Annotated in this window: 19 protein-coding genes and 1 pseudogene; 9 read left to right on the forward strand and 11 right to left on the reverse strand. The window is 46.6% G+C overall.

Features of this window, described 5'->3' with window-relative positions:
- Positions 1–37: 37 nt before the first annotated feature.
- From DWZ38_RS22205 to DWZ38_RS08880, 3 genes are all read right to left on the reverse strand, one after another.
- A complete protein-coding gene (locus tag DWZ38_RS22205; RefSeq protein ID WP_178105305.1) occupies positions 38–190 on the reverse strand; it encodes a hypothetical protein in 153 nt (50 codons plus the stop codon).
- Positions 191–221: 31 nt separating this feature from the next.
- Positions 222–1,154 carry an AEC family transporter gene (locus tag DWZ38_RS08875; protein WP_021926418.1) on the reverse strand — a complete coding sequence of 311 codons (933 nt, stop codon included), beginning with the start codon at positions 1,152–1,154 and terminating at the stop codon, positions 222–224.
- Between the two features lie 68 nt (positions 1,155–1,222).
- Complete coding sequence (locus tag DWZ38_RS08880) at positions 1,223–1,480, reverse strand: hypothetical protein (RefSeq protein WP_021926419.1); 258 nt, start codon at positions 1,478–1,480, stop codon at positions 1,223–1,225.
- Between the two features lie 375 nt (positions 1,481–1,855).
- On the opposite strand from DWZ38_RS08880, the gene DWZ38_RS08890 reads away from it, so the two are divergent.
- The 4 genes from DWZ38_RS08890 to nrdD all read left to right on the forward strand — a co-directional run bounded on the left by DWZ38_RS08890 (position 1,856) and on the right by nrdD (position 7,465).
- Positions 1,856–3,085, forward strand: a complete 1,230-nt coding sequence (locus tag DWZ38_RS08890) for an extracellular solute-binding protein (RefSeq protein WP_021926420.1) — start codon at positions 1,856–1,858, stop codon at positions 3,083–3,085.
- 74 nt (positions 3,086–3,159) lie between these two features.
- Positions 3,160–4,095: a sugar ABC transporter permease gene (locus DWZ38_RS08895; RefSeq protein WP_021926421.1), complete on the forward strand. Its 936-nt coding sequence runs from the start codon at positions 3,160–3,162 to the stop codon at positions 4,093–4,095.
- A 1-nt stretch (position 4,096) separates the two neighbouring features.
- Entirely contained in the window at positions 4,097–4,960 is an 864-nt protein-coding gene (locus tag DWZ38_RS08900) for a carbohydrate ABC transporter permease (protein ID WP_021926422.1), read from the forward strand.
- A gap of 315 nt (positions 4,961–5,275) precedes the next feature.
- A complete protein-coding gene (nrdD, locus tag DWZ38_RS08905) occupies positions 5,276–7,465 on the forward strand; it encodes an anaerobic ribonucleoside-triphosphate reductase (RefSeq protein ID WP_021926423.1) in 2,190 nt (729 codons plus the stop codon).
- Positions 7,466–7,767: 302 nt separating this feature from the next.
- Here the strand turns inward: nrdD and DWZ38_RS23425 are convergent.
- Positions 7,768–7,845: pseudogene (locus tag DWZ38_RS23425) on the reverse strand (DUF6783 domain-containing protein); the annotation flags it as partial.
- Between DWZ38_RS23425 and DWZ38_RS23430 the strand changes: the two are divergent.
- Positions 7,840–7,890: a DUF6783 domain-containing protein gene (locus tag DWZ38_RS23430; protein ID WP_317259473.1), complete on the forward strand. Its 51-nt coding sequence runs from the start codon at positions 7,840–7,842 to the stop codon at positions 7,888–7,890. The pseudogene DWZ38_RS23425 and the gene DWZ38_RS23430 overlap by 6 nt on opposite strands.
- Positions 7,891–7,902: 12 nt before the next feature.
- A complete protein-coding gene (gene nrdG, locus DWZ38_RS08915) occupies positions 7,903–8,412 on the forward strand; it encodes an anaerobic ribonucleoside-triphosphate reductase activating protein (RefSeq protein WP_021926424.1) in 510 nt (169 codons plus the stop codon).
- Positions 8,413–8,572: 160 nt separating this feature from the next.
- On the opposite strand, the gene DWZ38_RS08920 is transcribed toward nrdG, so the two are convergent.
- On the reverse strand, positions 8,573–9,625 hold the full coding sequence (locus DWZ38_RS08920; RefSeq protein ID WP_021926425.1) for a 5'-3' exonuclease H3TH domain-containing protein: 1,053 nt from the start codon (positions 9,623–9,625) through the stop codon (positions 8,573–8,575).
- A gap of 399 nt (positions 9,626–10,024) precedes the next feature.
- Between DWZ38_RS08920 and DWZ38_RS08925 the strand changes: the two genes are divergently transcribed.
- The 3 genes from DWZ38_RS08925 (at position 10,025) to DWZ38_RS08935 (ending at position 11,698) form a co-directional block, all read left to right on the forward strand.
- Positions 10,025–10,429, forward strand: a complete 405-nt coding sequence (locus DWZ38_RS08925; protein ID WP_021926426.1) for a hypothetical protein — start codon at positions 10,025–10,027, stop codon at positions 10,427–10,429.
- 15 nt (positions 10,430–10,444) lie between these two features.
- Entirely contained in the window at positions 10,445–10,747 is a 303-nt protein-coding gene (locus DWZ38_RS08930; RefSeq protein ID WP_117851793.1) for a hypothetical protein, read from the forward strand.
- A gap of 96 nt (positions 10,748–10,843) precedes the next feature.
- Positions 10,844–11,698, forward strand: coding sequence for a M56 family metallopeptidase (locus DWZ38_RS08935; RefSeq protein WP_117851796.1), 855 nt, complete (start codon positions 10,844–10,846; stop codon positions 11,696–11,698).
- A gap of 213 nt (positions 11,699–11,911) precedes the next feature.
- Here DWZ38_RS08935 and DWZ38_RS08940 read toward each other — a convergent pair whose 3' ends face one another.
- The 6 genes from DWZ38_RS08940 to DWZ38_RS08965 are packed head-to-tail and all read right to left on the reverse strand — an operon-like array spanning position 11,912 to position 22,484.
- Complete coding sequence (locus DWZ38_RS08940) at positions 11,912–13,888, reverse strand: ABC transporter ATP-binding protein (protein ID WP_117851799.1); 1,977 nt, start codon at positions 13,886–13,888, stop codon at positions 11,912–11,914.
- Positions 13,863–15,683, reverse strand: coding sequence for an ABC transporter ATP-binding protein (locus DWZ38_RS08945; protein WP_117851802.1), 1,821 nt, complete (start codon positions 15,681–15,683; stop codon positions 13,863–13,865). The genes DWZ38_RS08940 and DWZ38_RS08945 overlap by 26 nt, the downstream gene beginning before the upstream one ends.
- A complete protein-coding gene (locus tag DWZ38_RS08950) occupies positions 15,676–15,948 on the reverse strand; it encodes a hypothetical protein (protein WP_147342998.1) in 273 nt (90 codons plus the stop codon). The genes DWZ38_RS08945 and DWZ38_RS08950 overlap by 8 nt, the downstream gene beginning before the upstream one ends.
- Positions 15,938–17,302, reverse strand: a complete 1,365-nt coding sequence (locus tag DWZ38_RS08955; RefSeq protein ID WP_347519264.1) for an MATE family efflux transporter — start codon at positions 17,300–17,302, stop codon at positions 15,938–15,940. Before DWZ38_RS08955 ends, DWZ38_RS08950 begins: the two co-directional genes overlap by 11 nt.
- Before the next feature lie 32 nt (positions 17,303–17,334).
- On the reverse strand, positions 17,335–20,946 hold the full coding sequence (locus DWZ38_RS08960; protein WP_117851807.1) for an ATP-binding protein: 3,612 nt from the start codon (positions 20,944–20,946) through the stop codon (positions 17,335–17,337).
- Positions 20,943–22,484, reverse strand: coding sequence for a GGDEF domain-containing protein (locus tag DWZ38_RS08965; protein ID WP_117851813.1), 1,542 nt, complete (start codon positions 22,482–22,484; stop codon positions 20,943–20,945). Before DWZ38_RS08965 ends, DWZ38_RS08960 begins: the two co-directional genes overlap by 4 nt.
- Positions 22,485–22,492: the final 8 nt, after the last annotated feature.

A 22,492-nucleotide genomic window follows, 5' to 3' on the forward strand; every position in this document is an offset into this window, starting at 1 on the left:
AAATACTATATTAAAAATATTTTTTAATTCTAAATAATCACTCGCCCATTTTCTTAATTTCCATATTCTCTGGAAGCACCAGACTCAGAATGATGGAAATTACAAAAATAACTGCCACTACGTTCTCCGCAAATACAGACTGCACCAGAGATGGGAAAATTTCCCAGATTCCGCTCTCCCATTTTCTCAAATCCAATTTACAATTTCGGAAATCCTTACAATCAGTAAACCACAACCGCCATCACCACATACACCAGAATGGACACCAGACAGTACAGGGAGTTGGTGGTGGAAACGTAGGCGCTTCCGTCCTCGCTCTTTAAGAAAGTCTGCATGCTGAAGGTAGCTGGTGAAGACATGTAGCTGATCACCGCAAGGTCCAGAAGCAGATGGTCTCCCACTATGTAATGGATTGCCAGCAGCACTCCCGCGATCATCACCGCCTGCAGGATCACGCGAAGCACAATCGTACGGATGCACGGGGAAAGCAGCCTTTTGTCAAGCTCAATGCTGTAGCCTACAATCACCAGAATGATGGAAGTCACAGAAGTTGTAAGAATATTCTCCACACTTGTGTAGGTTCCCGCAAAAGGACCCTCCAGAATCTTCAGCACCACACCGGATAATCCCGCAAGAATGCCAAGCACGCTTGCAATAAAAGCCGGGGTGCGGATGGCGCTGGCGAACAGCTTTTTCACATCGATCTTATCACCGTTCTCCACCTGTCCCAGCATTCCCATGTAAACACTGAACCCGAACAGAAGCCCTGCAATATCCAGCACTGCGATCTGGGAAAGATTCTCCGCTCCGCAAAGGCTGGTGTAAAGAGGGTAGGCCATAGAACCTCCCTCATACACACTGACCATAAAAGGCAGATATTTGCGGTAGCGCTGCTCCGGCATAAGAGGCCGCATTGCAAAACCAAGACTAAAGGAAATTACCAGCATTACAAACATAATGCCAACCAGAATCCCCGTTTCCTTATTGTAGTCGGAGGTGGCTAGGGCATGAAAAATAGCAACCGGAAGCATGATCTGGGTCACCAGAACCTTCATATTATCAATTCCGTTCTGATTCAGAAGCTTCCATTTCCGGCAGGCCATTCCCAGAAGGATCATCACCAGTACGGGAAGAACAATCTCTAAAACTTTCATCTTTATGCACTCTTTCTGAATATAAACTTTCTTATTACAATGTACTTCTTAATTGCCGTTCTGTATGATTATTCATCAAAATCTGTCTCAAATACACCCTCCGGTGTCCTCATGGTAAGCACACCCAGGTTAAAATCATCATCCATCACGGTAATGTGATACTCAAAAACCACGTCATCATCAAACTTGGATAACAAAATGTAGGTTCCGTTCTCCTTGCCCTCGATCTGATCGCAGATGTCATTGTACACATCCTCCCCGGAAATCAGGCGCGGATAGCCGGCGTCCTTAATTTTTTTCTCAATTGCTGCATATAATTCTTCCATTTTTTATTTTCGCAGGATTCCCGGCCTTCGTGCCGTGAAATGCACTGCGTGCTCCTTTCTTCAAAATCTCCATCCTGTCAAAGCAAAAGCTCCCACAGCTTTTTGGTTCTGCTCTTTTTTCATTGTATAATATCCGCCCCCGGAATGTCAAACCCGTTTTATCAGTATTTTCGCAGGTTTCACAAACGCCCCTGCCTGCCATTGTGCATTTCATTTCAATTTTCGTCTTTTTTTGTCGCTTTTGTTGACTTTTTTCATAATTTTTGTTGACATTATGACCGATTCATTGTATGCTATTAATACAAAGAGGCAATCCATGATACGAGGATGTATCTGTGGGTTGCCCCAATTCGTATCTATAGGGAGGTAACACTTATGAAAATGAAACAGGTTTTAGCAACAGGTGCAGCTTTATCCATGGCTCTTTCTATGACCCCTGTCACAGCATCAGCCGCAGACAAAGTAGATATTAACGTGATCGCTGCACAGTATGGCCAGCAGACAGCTGATTGGTGGGCAAACTTCGTTACAGAATTTAACGAGGCAAATCCAGACATCAATCTGAACGTAGAAGTTGTTTCCTGGAACGATATTTACACTGTAGTGAATACCCGTATTGCCAATGGCGAAGCACCGGATGTTCTGAATATCGACGTATTCGCTGACTATCAGGCAGACGACCTTCTCCTTCCGATCCAGGACGTTGTTTCTGAGGAGACCTACAGCAAGATGTATGACGCATTCCTTGCACAGTCCGAAGTAGACGGAACCGTATGGGCAATCCCGGATCTTGCATCTGCACGTGCTATGTACTACAACAAGGACATCCTTGATGCAGCAGGCGTTGAAGTTCCTACCACATGGGACGAGTTAAAGGATGCCTGCGAGAAGATCAAAGCTTATGACGATAGCCTTTATCCATGGGGAATCGATATGACCACTGACGAAGGTCAGGCAGCATTCGCATACTACACCTGGAACAACGGCGGCGGATTTGTTGACGACGACGGCAACTGGACACTGAACAGCGAGCAGAACGTAGAAGCAATCCAGTACGCAATCGATCTTGTAAACTCCGGCTACACCAACACCGATCCTGCTAACGATACCCGTTATGACCTGCAGGATATGTTCGGCGCAGGCAAGGTTGCTATGCTCATCGCTCCGAACAGCTTACCTACATATATCGCTACAGGCGGAAATGAAGTAAACTACGGCGTAGCTTCTATCCCGTCCAATACTGGCGAGTCTGTTTCCGCAGGTGTTATGGACCGTTTCATGTGCTTCGATAACGATTACTCTGATGAAGAGAAAGCAGCTATCACAACATTCTTCGATTATTTCTATGATGATGCACGCTACACAGAGTGGGTTGACATGGAAGGCTTCCTTCCGGCTACCAAGACTGGCGGCGAGGCTCTCGCAGCAGCTAACGAAGACATGGCAAGCTGGATTGATATCTTAGACAGCTGTAAATTCTATCCAACAGCAAAAGCTGAGTGGGCAGATGTAAAACAGGGCGTTATCAATGTAGAGCAGAACGCACTTCTTGGCGGTGATGTTCAGGAATTACTGGACGACCTTCAGTCAGAGATCGCTGGCTGATCCAGGACTGTAACATTCCCATTACGAGGATGATAATGGGCCGGACTGATTGGTCCGGTCCATTTTTTTGAAACATGGTAACTGTAACGGTACAGGCAGTTACGAAACATACGAAAAGAGAGGTATCCCCTGTGAAGAAAAAATTCAAAAAAGTGGAGCCCTACATTTGGATCCTGCCAAGCGTCCTTCTGATGGCAGTTTTCATTCTGGTTCCCATTGTATTTGTATTTCGCATGGCATTAAGTGATGTCAGCAAGGCCGGACTGATCAAAGGCTTCGCAGGCCTTGAGAACTTCCGCAAGGTAACCAGCAGCTCTGTTTTTGCCATGGTACTGAAAAACACCCTTGTGTGGACCGTTGCCGTTGTCGGTATCTCCACGCTTCTTGGCTTTATCCTTGCCATCTTACTCAACAACGAATTTAAGGGCCGTAAGCTTGCCCGTGCAGTTGTGGTTTTCCCATGGGCGACTACACTGATCGTTCAGGCAAGTATCTGGAAATTCATCATTGACACTGATTACGGTACCTTAAATACGCTGTTGATGAGGCTTGGCATTATCGACCATGCCATCAACTGGACGCCTACTGCCGGTGCATACTTTGCCTGGGAAATTGCCTGCGGTATTTTCGTTACCATTCCATTTGTAACCTTTACCGTGCTTTCCGGTCTGCAGAGCATTGATGCCAGCTACTATGAAGCTGCGGCTGTAGACGGTGCTTCCTACTGGCAGAAAATGTTCCAGATCACCATTCCCCTGGTACGTCCGAACCTGACCATCAGCACCATCCTGAATATTATTTACGTATTCAACTCCTTCCCGATCATCTGGACCATCACCAAGGGTGACCCGGCCAACCGTACCGACACCCTGGTTACTTATCTGTACAAACTGGCCTTCTACAACGGCAAGCAGGGACAGGCTGCGGCAGTATCTGTCATCGGCTTCCTGATTCTGCTTCTCTGCGCCAGCCTGTACATGGTTTCCGTACTGAAGAAAGGAGATGAATGATATGGCAGGCACCAATGCTTCAGCTAAGAAAAAAAACACCAAAAATACCGTGCTCCGGGTACTGCTTTATGTGGTAGTCATTCTGATCTGCCTTTTTACCCTGTATCCGTACTTTGTCACCGTATGTACCGCCCTTAAGAGCCGTGCGGAGATTTTCTCCATAAACGGTACCATTTTCCCTATTAAGGCCATCTGGTCCAACTTTACAGATGTGTGGAAATTAGCACCTATGAGCAGCTACATGCTGAATTCCATCGTCATTGCCGGCGGTTCTACTCTTCTGGCTATGCTCTGCGGCATTCCTGCTGCTTACGCCCTGTCCAGAATGAAATTCAAAGGCCAGACCGCATTCCTGGGATTTGTCATCGTTTCCCAGATGTTTGCCCCGGTCGTGCTTCTGATCGGTATTTACAAGGTTATGATGGCGTTCCATCTGACCAACAGCATTATCGGCCTGATCTTTATCAATGCCGCATTTAACCAGGCATTTGCCATCTGGCTCCTTCGCGGTACTTTCCTGAGCATCTCCCCGGAGATGGAGCAGGCCGCTACCATTGACGGCTGCAACCGTGTACATGCTCTTCTTCGGATCCTTCTTCCGGTTGCCGCACCTGGTATTGTAACTGCGCTTATTTTCGTATTTATCAACGCATGGAACGAATATACCGTAGCGCTGACCCTGATTTCTACCGATACCTTCAAGCCTCTGACAGTTGGTATCAATATTTTCAACGGATACAATATGATCGAATGGCAGTATCTGTTTGCTGCTTCTCTCTATGCAATTGTTCCGGTTGTTATCCTCTTCGTCGGAATCGAAAAAAATCTGGTTGGAGGACTCACTTCCGGCGGTGTCAAGGGTTGATTTTTATTTTTTTCCAAGTATAATAGAAAAAGATGCGAACACAACGAAGGGTTGCTCACGGCAGCCCTTTGTTTATGCAAGCCACCATAAATCCTGCATATATGCGGGATTCTTTGCTGTATATCCCATATTTTTTCCATGGGAAAAACAGTGCACTTTACTATTCGAATACATAAAATTCGGCACATTTCACAGATTTTTAGAATCGTCCGTTTTCACCTTGACTTTTCTGTAAAATCCTGTAATATTGTTAGTGCACAACATTTAGTGGTTTAAATACTTTTCAGACACAATATATGGAGGGATTTGATAAATATGAGCACAGAAGTCAATGCAAATGTCATTAAGCGAAATGGCGTGGAGGTCATCTTTGATAAGGCGAAGATCATCAACGCAGTACAGAAAGCCAATGAGGAGGTTCCCAAGCTCCATCAGCTGAGCCAGTACCAGATTACGGCGCTTGCAGATACGATTGCCACCCGTGCTCTGGAGTCCTCACACGCAGTGAATGTAGAAGACATTCAGGATATGGTTGAGACCGGCATTATGGAGATGCGAGGCTATGAGGTTGCCCAGAAGTACGTGCGTTACCGCTACAAGAGAGAGCTGACCCGCAAGTCCAATACCACAGACGATAATATCCTCTCTCTTCTTGACCAGATCAATGAGAATGCCAAGCAGGAGAACTCCAATAAGAATCCTACCATCAACTCCACACAGCGTGATTATATGGCAGGCGAGGTCAGCAAGGACCTGACCATGCGTGTGCTTCTTCCGGAGGAGATCGTGAAGGCTCACGACGAGGGAATCATCCATTTCCACGATTCCGATTACTATGCGCAGCGTGAGCACAACTGTGACCTGATCAATCTTCAGGACATGCTCCAGAACGGCACCGTCATCAGCCAGACACTGATCGAGAAGCCCCACAGCTTCTTTACCGCCTGCAACGTTACCACACAGATCGTAGCCCAGGTAGCCAGTAACCAGTACGGCGGACAGTCCTTCTCCCTGGCACACTTAGCTCCGTTCGTTGATATCAGCCGTCAGAAGATCCGCAATAAAGTGATCGAGGAGCGTAAGGAATGCGGTGAGCCTATGGACGAGGAGATCATCCGCAAGGTTTCCGAGCGCAGACTGAAGGACGAGATCCAGAGCGGTATCCAGACCATCCAGTATCAGCTGATCACTCTTATGACCTGTAACGGACAGGCTCCGTTTGTGACTATTTTCATGTATCTGGACGAGGTTCCGGAAGGACGTACCCGTGATGACCTGGCTCTGATCATTGAAGAGGTAATGAAGCAGCGTATGCAGGGCGTTAAGAACGAGCGCGGCGCATGGATCACTCCTGCTTTCCCGAAGTTGATCTACGTTCTGGATGAGGACAACATCCACGAGGATTCCAAATACTGGTACCTCACTGAGATTGCTGCCAAATGTACCGCCAAGCGTATGGTTCCGGACTACATTTCCGCTAAGATCATGCGCCAGCTGAAGAACGGCAATGTATACACCTGCATGGGATGCCGCTCCTTCCTTACCGTTGAGGAGAAACAGAAGAACCCGGACGGTTCCTACAAATTCTACGGCCGTTTCAATCAGGGCGTTGTGACCATCAACCTTGTTGATGTGGCATGCTCCTCTGAGGGTGATTTCGATAAATTCTGGGAGATCCTGGAGGATCGCCTTGAGCTTTGCCACAGAGCACTTCGCTGCAGACATGAGCGTCTTCTTGGAACGGTTTCCGATGTTGCCCCGATCCTGTGGCAGTACGGTGCGCTTGCCCGTCTTAAGAAGGGTGAGACCATTGACAAGCTCCTTTACGATGGATATTCCACTATTTCCCTTGGATATGCTGGTATCCACGAAATGTGCATGAGAATGTACGGCAAGTCTCATACAGATCCTGAGGTTCGTCCATTTGCCATGAAGGTCATGCAGCGTCTCAATGACAAATGCGCAGAATGGAAAGCAGCTGAGAACATCAGCTACTCTGTATACGGAACTCCGATGGAGTCCACCACCTACCGTTTTGCCAAATGTCTCCAGAAGCGTTTTGGTATTATTCCAGGCGTTACAGACAAGAATTATATTACAAACAGCTATCACGTTCACGTTACCGAGGAGATTGACGCATTCTCCAAGCTGAAATTCGAATCCGAATTCCAGAAGCTTTCCCCGGGAGGTGCCATCAGCTACGTGGAAGTTCCGAACATGAAGCAGAACATTCCGGCAGTTCTCTCTGTTATGAAGTTTATCTATGACAACATCATGTACGCAGAGCTGAATACCAAGAGCGATTTCTGTGATGTTTGCGGATATGACGGAGAGATCCAGATTAAAGAGGACGAGAACGGCAAGCTGATCTGGGAGTGCCCGAACTGCGGCAACCGCAACCAGGATAAGATGAGCGTTGCCAGAAGAACCTGCGGTTATATTGGAACACAGTTCTGGAACCAGGGACGTACACAGGAGATTAAGGATCGCGTGCTGCATCTGTAAAATAATCTAAGCAATGCAGTTAGCGCAGATACTATGAATTATAAACAAATCCGGACAGTTTTCTAAATTGAATGATTTTGATTTCTGTCCGGGTTTGTTTTATATAGACACCGGGATCAGGCGTCACAAGGCAATATATATTGTACATACTTCTTTCTTCTTTTTATTTTAAAGAAATAAACACTTCTTCCAGAGGTAGTTAAAGAGGTATAAAGGAAATCTAATTTTGAAATCATTCGCGGCATTTTAGAGCGTGTTTGAAAAAGGCTTTCTGCAAGATGTGCGTCACAATTTGTGGGAGATTTGGTCCGGATGAAAGCGCCGTAGCGGGCTACGGCAACTGAATTCGGGCAAAATCTCCCGCAAAGTGGGGCGTGCAGATTGCGGGAATGATTTTTCAAACACGCTCTAGGCCACACAAATGAGGGAATTACGTTATGAACTATGGAAATATTAAATCTTACGACATTGCAGACGGTACCGGGGTGCGGGTAAGCCTGTTTGTATCCGGATGCCGGCATCACTGCAAGGGCTGCTTTAACGCCCCTACCTGGGATTTTAATTATGGGGAGCCATACACAAGGGAAACACAGGACAAGATTCTGGAACTGCTGGCACCGTCTTATATAGAGGGCTTCTCTTTACTTGGCGGTGAACCCTTTGAGCCGGAGAACCAGCCGGTCCTGGCAGAGCTTCTGGAAGAGATCAAGAGCACTTACCCGGAGAAATCCATCTGGTGCTACAGCGGATATCTTTTCGATAAGGACCTGGCTCCTGGAGGCAAGGTCTATACGCCTTACACAGATCGTATGCTTTCTTGCATTGATATTCTGGTGGACGGGGAATTTATTCAGGAACTGAAGGATATTTCCCTGCAGTTTCGGGGAAGCAGCAATCAGAGGATTCTGCATTTGAAGGATGGGAAATTGGTAAAGGAAGGGTTATAAACCCGCTCAATTCCACGCAATACACCATGTATAATTCAAAACCGTAATGAGAAATCAGCAATTATTATTGGCCCATCATAGTAGTTATCCCTGATAATATGCCAGGCACCAGATAACCTGCCTATGAGCTGTCCGATTTCTCATTACGGTTTTGTATTTATTATTTCTCTGGATTCAATTTTTCAACTTCTGCAAGAATGCTGTTCATCTCATATAATTTCAGCTGCTTTTTCAGTTCTTTCATATTGATGTTCAGACGCATGTCTTCCAGGCTTTCTTCTATTACAATGTCACGCTTCATGGTTGCCAGCTGCTCGCTTAAATAAACCATTTCTTTGTTGGTTTTTAAAGCTTTTAGCGGACTTCTGCCGATGCCAAGGCTTTCCTTCCAGAAGGTATTCAGCTCTTTCTCTTTCTTCGCTACGCCCTCGCAATCTTCGATTGCCTCGTAGATAGCATCTAAACTGCGGTACTCTTCCACTAACGGTGCTGCTGCAGAGGAAACACCTTTACAGCCTGGAATGCCGTCTCCCGGGTCTCCTGTGATGGCAAGAAGCACCGGGATCTGCTCCGGGTAAACGCCCTCTTCGGAATGGACGATTTCCGGGGTGTATTCAAATACATTAGGAGGAAGCGCCTCATAGGCATCTTTTCCATAAAGGCCGTAGGCATCCTTCAGAGCCTCCAGCTTGTCTCTTGTAACCACGCGCCACATGCGGGTGTATTCGCTTACCAGCTGGAAATAATCGTGGTCCTTGGTAAGCACATAGGTCTGAAGCTCCGGCCCCTGGAATTTCTCCACCAGGGAGGCGGCGTAGTCATCTGCCTCGTAATCCGGACTCATAAATACTGGACAGCCAATGGCTTTGAGGAACTCTTCCATCTGTACAAACTGATTCTTCAGAGGCTGAGCTGTCTCCTTTCGGTTGGCTTTGTAAAAGTCCGCTCCAAGCTGGGTGCGGCGGAAGGTGTCTCTTGTCATATCAAAAGTGAAGGCAACATATTCCAGCTTCACCTTCTTATAAACTGCCAAAAGGGTGCGCAACATGGTGAACATGGCATTGGTGTATTTTCCATCGGAGGTGTGTAAGATCTCCGAATAATGCCGCTCCTTCTCTTCGTCTGTCTTGGCGAAAAGAATGGACTTGGGAAGGTTTCCGTAATAGGAAGTAGACAGCATAGAGGAACCGTCGATAATCAGAAATTTGGGCATAGTAAACTTCTCCTCATAATTTTTATTGGTACCTGTGGCCTTATCTATCCCTCAGAATGTGTTTGAAAAAGGCTTTCTGCAAAATATACTGCAAAGTGGGGCGTGCAGATTGCGGGAATGATTTTTCAAATACGCTCAAACTCTCTCTGTTGAATACTTTCAGGGGACGCCACAGTTTATCTTATATCGAATTCAATCACATAAGCACTTGCATCCATATGCTTCTTAAATGATGTCAACTAAGAGTATACCATAATTTTAGCTAATTCGAAAATATTTTCAAAAAAATTACAGATTCCGTGTTATTTTCCCCTCTGAATTTCGTATATATAGTAAAGGGAGCAGGAAATAAAAATATTTCATGAATCCCGTTTCTACGTAGTAATGAGGAGGTCCTTAATGAAAAAAATTATTTTAGTGTTATTCGGTATCCTTTTTGTAATCTTTACCGGATTGTCACTGCTGGTCTGCATGATTAGTGGAATCCCCACCATGGACCAGCCCGCCGCAACCTTTTATCTGGTGAAAGCCATTGTCCTTTCCTTTGGTTTTCCTATGGTCGCGTTTGGTTTCTTTGCACATAATCTTCATCTGCGCCACAAGCTTGAAAAAAGAGACCAGCTGATCCGGGATTTCCAGGAAAAGATTCTGGAGCACCAGAAATCCAGCTGCAGGGACTCCCAGGAAGAATATTCCCAGGAGTTCAAGGATTCACTTGCCTGTCTGTTCTGTGCCTTTGCTGACGAGGGAAAACTCAGCAAAAAGGATCAGAAGGAATTACTCGATTTTATCGATAAATTATAAGTGAGGGTGACTTGCATGCTTTGGATCTGCGTGAGCATCGCAGGAACGATGCCGCTTTTGGTCTGTCTCCTGCTGATGCTCCTGAAACGGAAAAACTTTTCTTACCGGCTTGGCCGGAAACTGGTGTTATTGAGTCTGGTGGAATATTTCATACCTTTTCAGATGCTGAAATATTATCTGCCGCAGGATATGCTGGAAGAGACCAATTCTCTTAACGCAATTTCCTATTTTGTAAACTTTGACGACAAGGAAGCGGTTTCTTATCACGGAATTTCTGTGTGGATGCCTGATTGGATTCTTATGATCGTTTTGTGCTGACTGTTTGTGATCGCAGGATTCAGCATTTATGAGACGATCAAATACCATCAGCTCACGCGAAAGCTGAAACGAATTACGGAGATAAGAACATATCCTTTGCCTGGAATCGGGAATGTGGAGTACCGCATTTCTCCGGAAATGAACACGCCGTATACCGTTGGGTTTGTGAAACCTTTCATTGTGGCTCCGGCTGAGTTTCCAAATTCCAAGCTGTCGGAAATGATTCTCAGGCATGAATATTCACATCTGCGCCGCCGTGACTCGATTGTAAAATTAATCTGTTTGTTAGCAATTTGCCTTCATTGTTTTAACCCGTTAACGATCCTGACATTTTTACTTTACACCCGTTTTTCTGAAAACATTGCAGATGAAGCTGCTACGGAAGGCTGTTCCGCTGAGGAACGAAGAGCCTACGCCAAAGCTCTCGTGAAACTTTCTGCAAGAACCAGACAGGTTCCTGTAGTCTGGAGAAACAACTTATTGGGAGACAAGAAAGAATCAATGAAAAGGAGAGTGGAACTCATTATGAATAGAAACAAAAAGGCATCTAAGATTGGTACTGTGGCAGCTGTGCTGGCTTCGGTGATTCTGAGCGGGACTACGGTGTTTGCGTATACGCCGATGCAGACGGTAAAAGATGCTTCTGATACCAATGAAGATTATATTTCTTTCGACTTTGATAATGAAGCTGAAACTTTATTTGCTGAATATGATACTTACTTTGAGGCTCTAGATGGCACCATTATTCCTTTAAATACAGACACAGCTAATGCAAGAGCTATTTTTTGTAGCCACAATTTTAAATCTGGTTACGTAAATAAACATTATTCTCAAAGCAACGGAGGATGTATTGTAAAAAGGTATACTGGAAAAATTTGTATGAAATGCAATCATATAGAGGTAGGTGACTTGTTAAGCACACATACATATGTAACTTGTCCACATAAATAAACTATTTTATCTCTTTATAGATTTACAAATAAATTTATCTTTCGGAAGCTCAGGGGGACGAAAGTTTTAGAAGAAGGATAGGAAAAAGCATCTGCTTTTCCTGTTCTTCTTCTGTTTTCACTTTCTACAAGTATCCTTATACTACAACCTCAAAGCCGCTTTTCCTTTTTCCTACTTCGGTTCAAATCTGTTATTCCCATTTTTCTGTCCCCATCAACTCAATTCAAACATCCCATGATACAACTGATAATATTTCCCTTTCTGCTGCAGCAGATCCTCGTGATCCCCACGTTCCACGATTTTCCCCTGCTCCAGCACCATAATGGCATTGGAATTGCGTACCGTACTCAATCTGTGAGCGATAACGAATACCGTCCTGCCCTCCATCAGCTGATCCATTCCTTTCTCGATCAGCGCCTCCGTACGGGTATCTACTGACGAGGTCGCCTCATCCAGAATCAGCACAGGCGGATCTGCCACAGCCGCCCTGGCAATGGCAAGAAGCTGTCTCTGTCCCTGGGAGAGATGGGCACCGTCAGAGGTTACCATTGTGTCATATCCCTGTGGCAAACGGCGGATAAAAGAATCTGCGTTGGCAATCTTCGCCGCCCGTTCAATTTCCTCCTGGGTAGCATCCAGTTTTCCAAACCGGATATTGTCCGCCACCGTTCCTGTAAACAGATGGGTGTCCTGCAATACAATTCCAAGAGAATGGCGCAGGGATGTCTTGCTGATGTCCCGCACGTCAATTCCGTCATAAACAACCGATCCACCCTGCACATCATAGAAACGGTTGATCAGATTGGTAATGGTGGTTTTTCCTGCTCCCGTGGAGCCTACAAAGGCAATCTTCTGTCCTGGCTTCGCATACAGGCTGATATCCTTCAGAATCATCCGATTCTCATCATAACCGAAGTCCACATGCTCAAACCGTACATCCCCTCGAAGAGGCACCAACTCCCCACCTGGCTTCTTCCACGCCCAGGCATTTCCTGACACATTTCGCAGAGGATTTTTCCCCCTTTCTGCGTCATTCTCTCCAGTTTTTTCCTTCCCGAATGTACCATTTTCCCATGCTGGAACTGTACTTCCAATTTCTTTTTCCATGGCTTTTTTCTCATATTTGGAGTCCAAACAGCCACTTTCGATTTTATTCGGAACTTCCATCTGCACCAGCTCTACCTTGCCCTCATCTACTTCCGGCTCCAGATCCATCACCTTAAACACACGCTCCGCGCCTGCCAGCGCAGCCAGAAGGAAATTGCTCTGCTGAGTAAACTGGTTGATCGGAAGGGCTGCCTGGCGGACAAACACCAGATAGCTGGCAAGGCTTCCTAAGTCTGCTTTTCCCTGCAGGGCCAGAATACCGCCAAGCACTGCCACAATGGCACAGTTGATATAAGAAATACTTACCACCACCGGAACCATAGTCGCCGCATAACCTTGGGCACCTGTTCCTGCCTGGCGGAGAGCTTCGTTTTTCTCACAGAATTCCTGGAAGCTGGCTTCCTCGTGGTTAAACACCTTTACCACCTTCTGCCCGCTGATCATCTCCTCAATATAGCTGTTTAACGCACCAAGGCTATTCTGCTGCTTGGCGTAATAAACCTTGCTCCTGCCTCCGCTGAACCGAATATACCACAGCATAATGCCGTAACACGCAGTCACAATAATAGATAGCCGCCAGTTCAGCACATAAAGAATGGTCAGGGTTCCCACCATCTGGATAAAGCTCTGGATCACCATTGCGAAGCTGTTGTTCAGTGCATCGGAGATGGTATCAATATCGTTGGTGAAAAGGCTCATAATGTCGCCATGTCCGTTTGTATCAAAGAACTTCAGCGGCAGTATCTGAATATGGGAGAATAAATCTCTTCGAATATCAAACAAAATCCGCTGGGAGGCTTTCACCATGGTCTGGGAATATCCCCATGCCGCCAGCGCACCTGTAGCAAAAATCCCAGCAGCAGTCAGAACGCCTTTCAAAAGAGTGCTGACATTTCCATCTGCCAGACCATTGACTACCGGACGGATCATATAAGTACCAAGCAGATTGCACAATGCGCTTACGGATACCAGCACTGCTACTACAAACAGCATCCGCTTGTGCCGCCCCATATAGGAGAGAAAATAACCCACCGTCTTTTTCATGTTTTCCGGTTTCTTACCGCTGTAAGTTTTCGCTGCCATCTGTTATCCCTCCTTTCACCTGTACGCTGCCACGCTCTGCCTTTGCAGTACTCTGCTCCATCTCGTTCTCCTGCGCCCCGCTCATCTGGGATCTGTAAATTTCCTGATAAATCGGGTCGTGAGCCAACAGTTCCTTATGAGTTCCTGTGCAGTGCACCTTGCCATCCTCCAGGATCACAATCTGGTCTGTGTTTATCACAGAGGTAATCCTCTGGGCAATAATAATCTTGGTCACATCCTTCCGCTTCGCCAGCGCCTCCCGGATTTTTTTCTCCGTTGCCGTATCTACCGCGCTTGTGGAATCATCAAAAATCAAAATCTTCGCCTTTCCCACCAGCGCTCTCGCGATACAAAGTCTCTGCTTCTGGCCACCGGAAAGGTTGCCTGCGCCCTGCTCCAGCATGGTATCCAGCCCATCCGACATCCGGTTTAGAAACTCATCTGCGCACGCAGCCCTGCAGGCCTCCCAGATTTCCTCATCTGTCGCCTCTGGATTTCCCCATTTCAGGTTGTCACGCACCGTTCCAAAGAACAGCACATTTTTCTGCAGGATAATGCTCACCGCATCCCTTAAGGAATGGATCTCATAATGCCGCACATCACGTCCGCCTACATACACCGCACCCTCAGACACGTCGTAAAGCCTTGGAATCAGCTGTACCAGCGTGGTTTTGGAGGCACCGGTACCACCCAGGATTCCTACGGTCTGACCAGATGGAATGTGAAGATTCACCCCGGACAGGGCAAACTCCCGGGCATCCTTGTGATATTTAAAAGAAACATCCTGAAAGTCAATACTTCCGTCTGCTACCTGCTCCAGCCCGTTTTCCGGGGAAGCCAGTTCCACCTGTTCGTCCAGAACTTCCGCAATACGGTGGGCGCTGGCAAGGGAACGGGTAAGCAGAAGGAACACGTTGGCAATCATCATAAGGGAATTCATAACCTGCATCACATAGCTCAAAAATCCAGTCAGGTCACCTACCGCCAGATTAGATTTCAGGATCATATTTCCTCCAAACCACATGATCAGCACAATAGCGCTGTACATCACCGCCTGAAAAGCAGGCAGGTTCAGCACCGCATAGTGGAAGGTAGTCTCGCTGGAGCTGGTCAGATCTGTGTTGACCTCCGCGAATTTCTCTTCCTCATATTCGTCCCTGACAAAGGCTTTCACCGCACGGATGGCAGTGAGGCCTTCCTGAACCACCCGGTTCAGTCTGTCCATAATGCTCTGAAGCCTTGTGTACATGGGTGCTACTTTTGACACGATCCAGAAAAGCACGCTGCCCAGAACCGGGAGGCACACAAGAAATACAACTGCCAGCTTTGGATTCATCCAGAAGGAAAGCACAATTCCCATTACCAGAAGGGACGGGCCCCTTGTCACCGGACGGAAGCCTGCATTTACCATATTCTGAAGCACCGTTACATCCGTAGTCATTCTTGTGATCAAAGAGGACACTGCGAAATGATCCAGGTTGGAAAATGCATACTGCTGCACCTTCTCATACTCCGCCTTCCGAATCTCTGCGCCCCATCCATAAGCCGCCTTCGCAGCAAAGTGCGCATACAAAAGCCCGGTAATCAGCGCCATCAACGCACACAGAATCATCTGAACTCCTTTTTGGTAAACATAAGAAAGGTCATGATTTGCCACTCCCACATCGATCAGGTCCGCGATCATAATGGGAATAAACAATTCAAAGCAAGTCTCAATCAGAACCAGCACCGCCCCCAGCACCATATCCCTCCGATACGGCCCCGCATACCTCAAAAGCCTCTTCATATCATTCATCCCACACCACGCTCCTTATGTCGTATTTTATCTTGTCTTCTATCATGGATACAATTTTTCCTCTCTCTTCCATGCGCCGGATATTTCTCAGGTTATTATAGTCACATTCAAATATTCCGTCAATTCCCTTTCCAACGCAAAATAAAAGAAGGACCCCAGCGCTCCACCTCTCAATCTCAGATGAAGCCAACTGCAATCCTTCTGTAAAATCATATATCCTATCGCCGCCACCCGGCAGCATTCCCGTAATCTCTTTACGCCACATTCCTTTTCAGCTGTCCATGTACCGTCCGCCTTACGAAGATGAAGCAGATCACCTGCATCACAATGGTGATGGCCCAGGAGGCTGGGTAGGAGATGAAAAGGGTGTAGAGGGAACGGTTCTGTGGGAAGATCCAGAAGATCCACACAATTCGGGTACCCACCGTACCGATAATGGAAAGAATCATGGGCACGCCGGAATGTCCCATTCCGCGGAGGGCTCCCGGGAAAAGATCCATGATACCGCAGAGGAAATAAGGCACTGTGGTAATGGAAAGGATCTCCACGCCGCAGCGGATTACCTCCGGATCCTCTGTATAAATCTTCAGAATCTCACCGCCGAATATGTAAGAGCCGCAACCCAGCACAAACGCGATCACAAAGGACAAAATCCCGCAGTCCAGAAGCACCCTGTCCATACGCTTATATTTCCCCACACCGTAATTCTGGCTGGTAAAGCTCATACAGGCCTGGGTCACAGCGTTTACAGAGGCATAAAGGAAGCCCAGCACATTGTTGGCTGCCGTATATCCTGCCATAGCTGTGGAGCCAAAGGAATTTACAGAGGACTGAAGCAGAGCATTGGAAAAGTTAATAACCGTGCTCTGGATTCCCGCCGGAATTCCCACCTGAAAAATCTGCACCAGATAAAATTTCTTCATACACAGCCTGGAAAAACGCAGCTGATAGCTGCTATCTGTCTTATACAGGCATCTTAGCACCAAAAGGCAGGAAATCATCTGTGAGATCACTGTGGCAATGGCAACACCTGCCACACCCATGTGAAAGGCGATGACAAGAAACATATTCAGAACCGCATTAATCACCCCGGCTACTATCAGAAACATCAGCGGCCGCTTGGTATCTCCCACTGCACGAAGAATAGCAGCTCCATAGTTATACACCATAAAAAAGGGCATACCAAGAAAATAAATCCTCATATATAAGGAGGACTGGTCAATAACATCTGCAGGCGTCCCCATTATCTCCAGGGCCCATCTGGAAAAAACAAGCCCAATCACTGCCATCACAACACCGCTGACCAGTGCCAGCGTAATAGCTGTATGGACCGTCTCTGACATCTCCTTATCCTTTCCGGCTGCATAAAACCTTGCCGCCAGAACATTGGCACCCAGAGAAACACCAATGAAAAGATTGGTAAACACATTGATCAGGGCTGTAGTGGAGCCCACTGCTGCCAGTGCCTGACTGCCGGAAAACCGCCCCACCACAATAATGTCCACCGCATTAAACATCAGCTGCAAAATACCGGAAACCATCAAAGAAAGGGCAAAAGAAATCAGCTTATCCATAATGGTTCCGTTGCACATATCAATTTCATATTTGTTTTTCTTCAACTCTATCGCTCCCTATCTGCGCCAGCCGCGCATCAGCTATTATAAATCCCTGGCAGCCATTTTTCAAGCACGGAATAAATAATCTCCATATCAACGGGCTTGGTTACATACCCGTTCATACCACATTCAGCTGCCTTACGCTCATCCTCCTGAAATACATTGGCAGTCATGGCAATTATGGGAAGCTTTTTCCAGTAAGAGCTTTCCCCTGCCCGGATGCTTCTGGTTGCCTCATAGCCGTTCATTACCGGCATCTGGATATCCATAAAGATCAGCTCATAGAAGTTTTCCGGCTGCTGCTTAAGAAGCTCCAGTGCTTCCCTTCCGTTCTCCACAGCATCCACGATCAGTCCCTGCTCAGACAGCAGCTCGTAGGCGATTTCCCGGTTCAGCTCATTGTCTTCAACCAGCATGATTCTATGCCCCTTAAGGAAGCTTTTGTCCTTTGCCCTGCTGCGCTTTTCCTTATGGGCAGCTGCCTGCTCCTCTTTACGCTTCTCCTTATCTGCCAGCTCCAGATCCAGCTGTACAACAAAGGTGGTACCCTTTCCCTGGCAGCTTGTAACCTCAATGGTTCCGCCCATCTGGTTGATAATGGATTTGGCAATGGAAAGCCCAAGTCCGGTTCCCTGGGTGGCATCGGTCATGCTGTTATCCTCCCTGGAAAATGGCTCAAACAGCTTTTCCAGGAACTTTTCAGACATACCGATCCCATTATCCTCTACCACAAAGGTATATCTGGCTTCTCCCTTCACAAGATGGCTTTCCTGGGATACCTTCACCAGAACCTGTCCGTTTTCAGGGGTATACTTCACAGCATTTGAGATCAGGTTGATCAGGATCTGACGAAGCCTTACCGGGTCTGCTATTACGTAATCATCGCAGATACCCTCTATATCCATCACAAAGCTCTGATGCTTTTCCATAGAGGACGGCCTGCAGACTCCGTCTACAATCTCCATAGTCTTTGTCAGGCACAGGGGTTCTTTCCGAAGAACTGTACTGCCGCTTTCGATTTTGGACATGTCAAGCACCTCATTGATAAGCCCCAGAAGATGCCTGGAGGAATCATCAATCTTGCGCAGACAGTCCAGAACCCGCTTTGGATCCTCCAGATGATTCATGGCAATCTGGGTCATACCCAGGATTCCGTTCATAGGTGTACGGATGTCGTGAGACATACTGTTCAGGAACACACTCTTGGCCTTATTCGCTTCCTCTGCGGACTGGTATGCTGCCTTTAAGCTGGCCATCAGCTGCTCATTTCTGCTGTGGCTCTCCTGAACGTCCGTTGCGATTATGGTCATCATCCTTGGCATAACATTTCCTTCATCCAGACGGATAAACTGAAAGCGCACCCACCTGTACCTTTCTCTGACCTTTACCCTGGCCTCACACTCATAGCTTCCTTCCTGCTCCAGAAACGTATGGGAAAGCTCCGACAGCTTGATTTTCAGACGGATCCTGTCCCAGTCTTTGGGATCAAGATTAGGGGACAGATAGTCCTTTAGGAAATCCACATAATGGCCATCCGGGATTTTTTCATCCAGAAGCCTCTGGCTTCCTCTGTAGGAAACCTTATACTCCCCGGACATCATATCCACATACAGGATAATCAGGGAATTTCTGGCAAGTGCGCGAAGAAGCTGGCGGTTTTCACTTCCGCTTTTGTGAAGGAAATCCAGAATGTTATCGTCCTCGTCCTCCTGCTCCTCAAGCATTTCCCACTTCTCAATATTAATGGCAGAGCGGATTTTCTCTGCCTTTCCATCCTCCACTGCACTTCCATAAACAGAGCAGCTGGTACGAAGTCTGCCGGTTCCCACCAGATAAGCAAGATCCGCCTGCAGTTCCTTGTCATTTTGGATCAGCTCCACAAGCTCCGGACAATACCAGGTACCCTTGCCGTAGGCCAGCTCCTCTATCACCTGTGCTATCTTTTTATTGCTCTTGTAGCTTCTCCCTATAAAATCTGTAGCTGCATCCATTCCATCGCTCACGTGAAAGATTTCAATGAGAAAGCGCTCCTTGGAAGCACAGTTGTCAAAGTCCTTTGGATATCCCATTTTGCCATCCCAGGACTTGTGATGTCCGAGAATGATATCATTATACTTCTGAAGAGCCGGAATTTCCGCAAGAAGCTTCACTCCGTTTGCAGGATGACAGTAAATCCGCTCCATCTCCCGCGCAGTCAGCTGGCGAGTCTGCTTATTTATAATAGAAGCCAGCTGGATTTTACCCACATCAAAAATCTGGGCAGCCTGGGATACAAAATCCAGGATTTTATCCTGATTTTCCAGCACCTCTACCACATTGGCACAGCCACAGCTTCCCACCAGAAGCTCTGGCTGTCTGCGGATCACTGAGCTTAAGATCCTTCTTGCGATCTGCTCCACCATGGCACAGTGGATAACCGTAAGCTCATCTCTGCTGACCATAACCTTCATAAGAAGCATGGAGCTTACCTCATCCCTGGAAAGATACTTCAGAAATTCTCTCAGGGAGCGCCACACCACGTCATTGATAAACTGGTCATTCTCTGTCCTTGGCAGGCTGCGGATCATACGCACATATTCGTCTACGCAGTAATCCTTAATATCATCTGGTCCGTGGTATTCATCCTTGTACATATCCAGGGTTTCCATAATATTATAAAGGTGGTTGACTACGACCTGAAAATAACGGCTGTCCGAAAAGTCCACATCCTCCTGGCTGTCCAGAGTGTCATGCTCTATACAATACCTGCAATAGCCTATGTAATCCTCTATAAAGCTTGTGCAGTCAAGCTTTCCCTGGAAAAACAGACACCTTTTATAATTGCAGTAGATCTCATCCGGCATTTCGTAGGGATTGGGGTTCTCTTCAAGCTGCCTGGAATAATATTCTCCAAGCACCTTAGAAGCCCTTTCAAGAAGCTGGGGATCAATGTTTTCCCTGGAATATCCAAGCACAGAATTCCCAAGAAGATCGTAATTCAGCTCCTTGATCAGCTCATCAAAATCAAATTTATCTTCATCTAATGCCCGGACTTCTTCGTTATTGTAAAAGGCCAGTGCCTCATCGATAAGCTGCATAAGCTCCCTGGCATTTACAAGGTTAAAATTCATCAACGTGATGGGATAATTGTAATAAGAAAATATAATCCGTTTTCTCACATCAAAGTCTTCGATCTCAAAGTAATGGCAGGAAAGCTCCCGCAGCCGTTTAAAATAAAGGGCACCCTTTTTTCCGTCCTCAACACTGAAGGGTCTGTTATAAAAATTGCCAAGAAGATTCAAGGTCCAAATGTAGGCATTCAGATTTTTATTTTTCTGAAAATATCCATCCAGCAGCTCTGCCACCTCCACAAGTGCCAGATCGTCCTCATACCCTTCATTATTGGCTTCCCGGATCTGATTTAAAAGCTCTTCTGCAAGGGCATCGTCCAGCTTCACCTCTCCGCTTAAAAACGGACGGATGTACAGATTGAGAAGCGTTTCATTCTCAATGTAAAGCCGCCGCATAGCCTTGGATTTCTGCCGCAGCTTTCCCAGCCAGGCCTCCTGATCCTGGGCTTTCAGGATCCCCTCAAGCACCTGTGCCTCTGTTCCCAAATTTTCCTTATATTTGTTATAAAAATGTATGATATTTCCCTGCGTAATCATTTCGTTTTTGCCTCTTTTAAAATACTCTCATGATTTCGTTTTTTGCATAGGTACATTCTGCGGTCTGCTTCCTTCACCAGCTCTGCAACATTTCCATTTTTCTCCTCAAACGCCACAATACCATAAGAAAAACCGATATTACGTTCATCTCCGTTAATATGAAATTTGATCGGGTTCTCTTCCACAATGAAATGTAGCCGCCTCTTAATTTCCTCTTCCCTGGCGGAAGCAAGAATCAAAAACTCATCTCCTGCATAACGGTACAGGGCACCATCCAGTCTGAGAGCCTGTTTCATATTTTCGGCAAAGCATACAAGATAACTGTCTCCGCCTTCATGCCCATAGCTGTCATTGATTTCCTTAAGATAATCAAGGTCAAGAAAAGCAAGACATCCTTTTTTATGTTCACTGACAAACCGTCTGCTGCTTTTTTCAAAGGCAGCCCTATTCAGGCATCCGGTAAGAGGATCCTTTTTCATGGTATCCTTCAGGTTTACAAGGCGAAGCTCCTCCTTCGCCAGAAGCCGCAAAAGCTCATCATAGTTTTCCTTCTCTTTTTCCAGAGCCTCCAGATACATTCTCTCATATTTATGCACCTGGCTTCGGATCTCTTCCTTCTCGCTTCTGCGGGCAGCCTGACACATAATCTTATAAACCGGGCAAATGCTTCCGCTGAAATTGGGGGCATCCTTTATAAAGTTGCCAATGCGGATAATATCCTCCCAGCGCTCCACCTTCGCCATAACCTGAAGCAGCTCGCCAAAATTATAAATACAAAAATTCAGGCAGTCCACCTTAAGCTCTCCGGACTCCATTTTCCTCATATATTCATTAAATTCTTCTGCAATCGCAGCGATATCCTTCGTCTTGTGCATTCTCAGATACAGATCCGTGCATTCCCTCTGAAGGCGGAAAAAGTTTTTTCCTTCTTCGGAAATATCATCGCACGCAAGAAGTCTTCCGATCCCCTCCAGGGCCTGCTCAGCGCCTTTGACATCTCCCATTCCAAGCTTCACATATACTTTACTGTCATAATACACGAACTCATTCATGTAATCAGAATTCCAGAAATCCACTTCCGGCCCGCAGGGATCCAGCCTGGAAATATCCAGCATTTTCTCCAGATAAATATCTGCCTCTTTATAAAGTCCACAGTCTGTAAAGGTTGCTGCAATGGTATTATATACAGATTTCAGGCAATCACGCAAAGTGTAGCCGGATTCTGCATATTTCAGACCGTATTCCACTACCTTCGGCAGAAAGCCCAGGCAGAAATAAAGACGCATCAGTGCCAGATAAATCAGAGCTTTTTCCATGGAGGGACCAAGCAGAAGCTTCGCCTCCTGGCAGATTTCCAGCATAGGATACACACGGTCACGAAAGCTGTATGCAAAGACACCATAGCTGGAATAATAAATCTCCCCCACATGGGAAGTAAGCTTTGAGGAAGCCTTCAAATCTGCGATAATCGTATCTACATCCGCCCTTGTCCATTGACCGCTTCCGATTTTTTCTTTAATTTCTTCTACTGTATACATATAAACTG

The organism is Ruminococcus sp. AF31-8BH (genome assembly GCF_003460605.1).
GTDB classification, from domain to species: domain Bacteria; phylum Bacillota; class Clostridia; order Lachnospirales; family Lachnospiraceae; genus Blautia_A; species Blautia_A acetigignens.

Bases quoted from the DNA above. Each gene is read 5' to 3' on its own strand.
- nrdG (WP_021926424.1), top strand. From the start codon at position 7,903: ATGAACTATGGAAATATTAAATCTTACGACATTGCAGACGGTACCGGG.
- DWZ38_RS08965 (WP_117851813.1), bottom strand. From the start codon at position 22,484: ATGTATACAGTAGAAGAAATTAAAGAAAAAATCGGAAGCGGTCAATGG.
- DWZ38_RS08925 (WP_021926426.1), top strand. From the start codon at position 10,025: ATGAAAAAAATTATTTTAGTGTTATTCGGTATCCTTTTTGTAATCTTT.
- DWZ38_RS08945 (WP_117851802.1), bottom strand. From the start codon at position 15,683: ATGAATGATATGAAGAGGCTTTTGAGGTATGCGGGGCCGTATCGGAGG.
- DWZ38_RS08900 (WP_021926422.1), top strand. From the start codon at position 4,097: ATGGCAGGCACCAATGCTTCAGCTAAGAAAAAAAACACCAAAAATACC.
- DWZ38_RS08875 (WP_021926418.1), bottom strand. From the start codon at position 1,154: ATGAAAGTTTTAGAGATTGTTCTTCCCGTACTGGTGATGATCCTTCTG.
- DWZ38_RS08895 (WP_021926421.1), top strand. From the start codon at position 3,160: ATGGTAACTGTAACGGTACAGGCAGTTACGAAACATACGAAAAGAGAG.
- DWZ38_RS08930 (WP_117851793.1), top strand. From the start codon at position 10,445: ATGCTTTGGATCTGCGTGAGCATCGCAGGAACGATGCCGCTTTTGGTC.
- DWZ38_RS08890 (WP_021926420.1), top strand. From the start codon at position 1,856: ATGAAAATGAAACAGGTTTTAGCAACAGGTGCAGCTTTATCCATGGCT.
- DWZ38_RS08940 (WP_117851799.1), bottom strand. From the start codon at position 13,888: ATGGCAGCGAAAACTTACAGCGGTAAGAAACCGGAAAACATGAAAAAG.
- DWZ38_RS08920 (WP_021926425.1), bottom strand. From the start codon at position 9,625: ATGCCCAAATTTCTGATTATCGACGGTTCCTCTATGCTGTCTACTTCC.
- DWZ38_RS08960 (WP_117851807.1), bottom strand. From the start codon at position 20,946: ATGATTACGCAGGGAAATATCATACATTTTTATAACAAATATAAGGAA.
- nrdD (WP_021926423.1), top strand. From the start codon at position 5,276: ATGAGCACAGAAGTCAATGCAAATGTCATTAAGCGAAATGGCGTGGAG.
- DWZ38_RS08950 (WP_147342998.1), bottom strand. From the start codon at position 15,948: ATGTGGCGTAAAGAGATTACGGGAATGCTGCCGGGTGGCGGCGATAGG.
- DWZ38_RS08880 (WP_021926419.1), bottom strand. From the start codon at position 1,480: ATGGAAGAATTATATGCAGCAATTGAGAAAAAAATTAAGGACGCCGGC.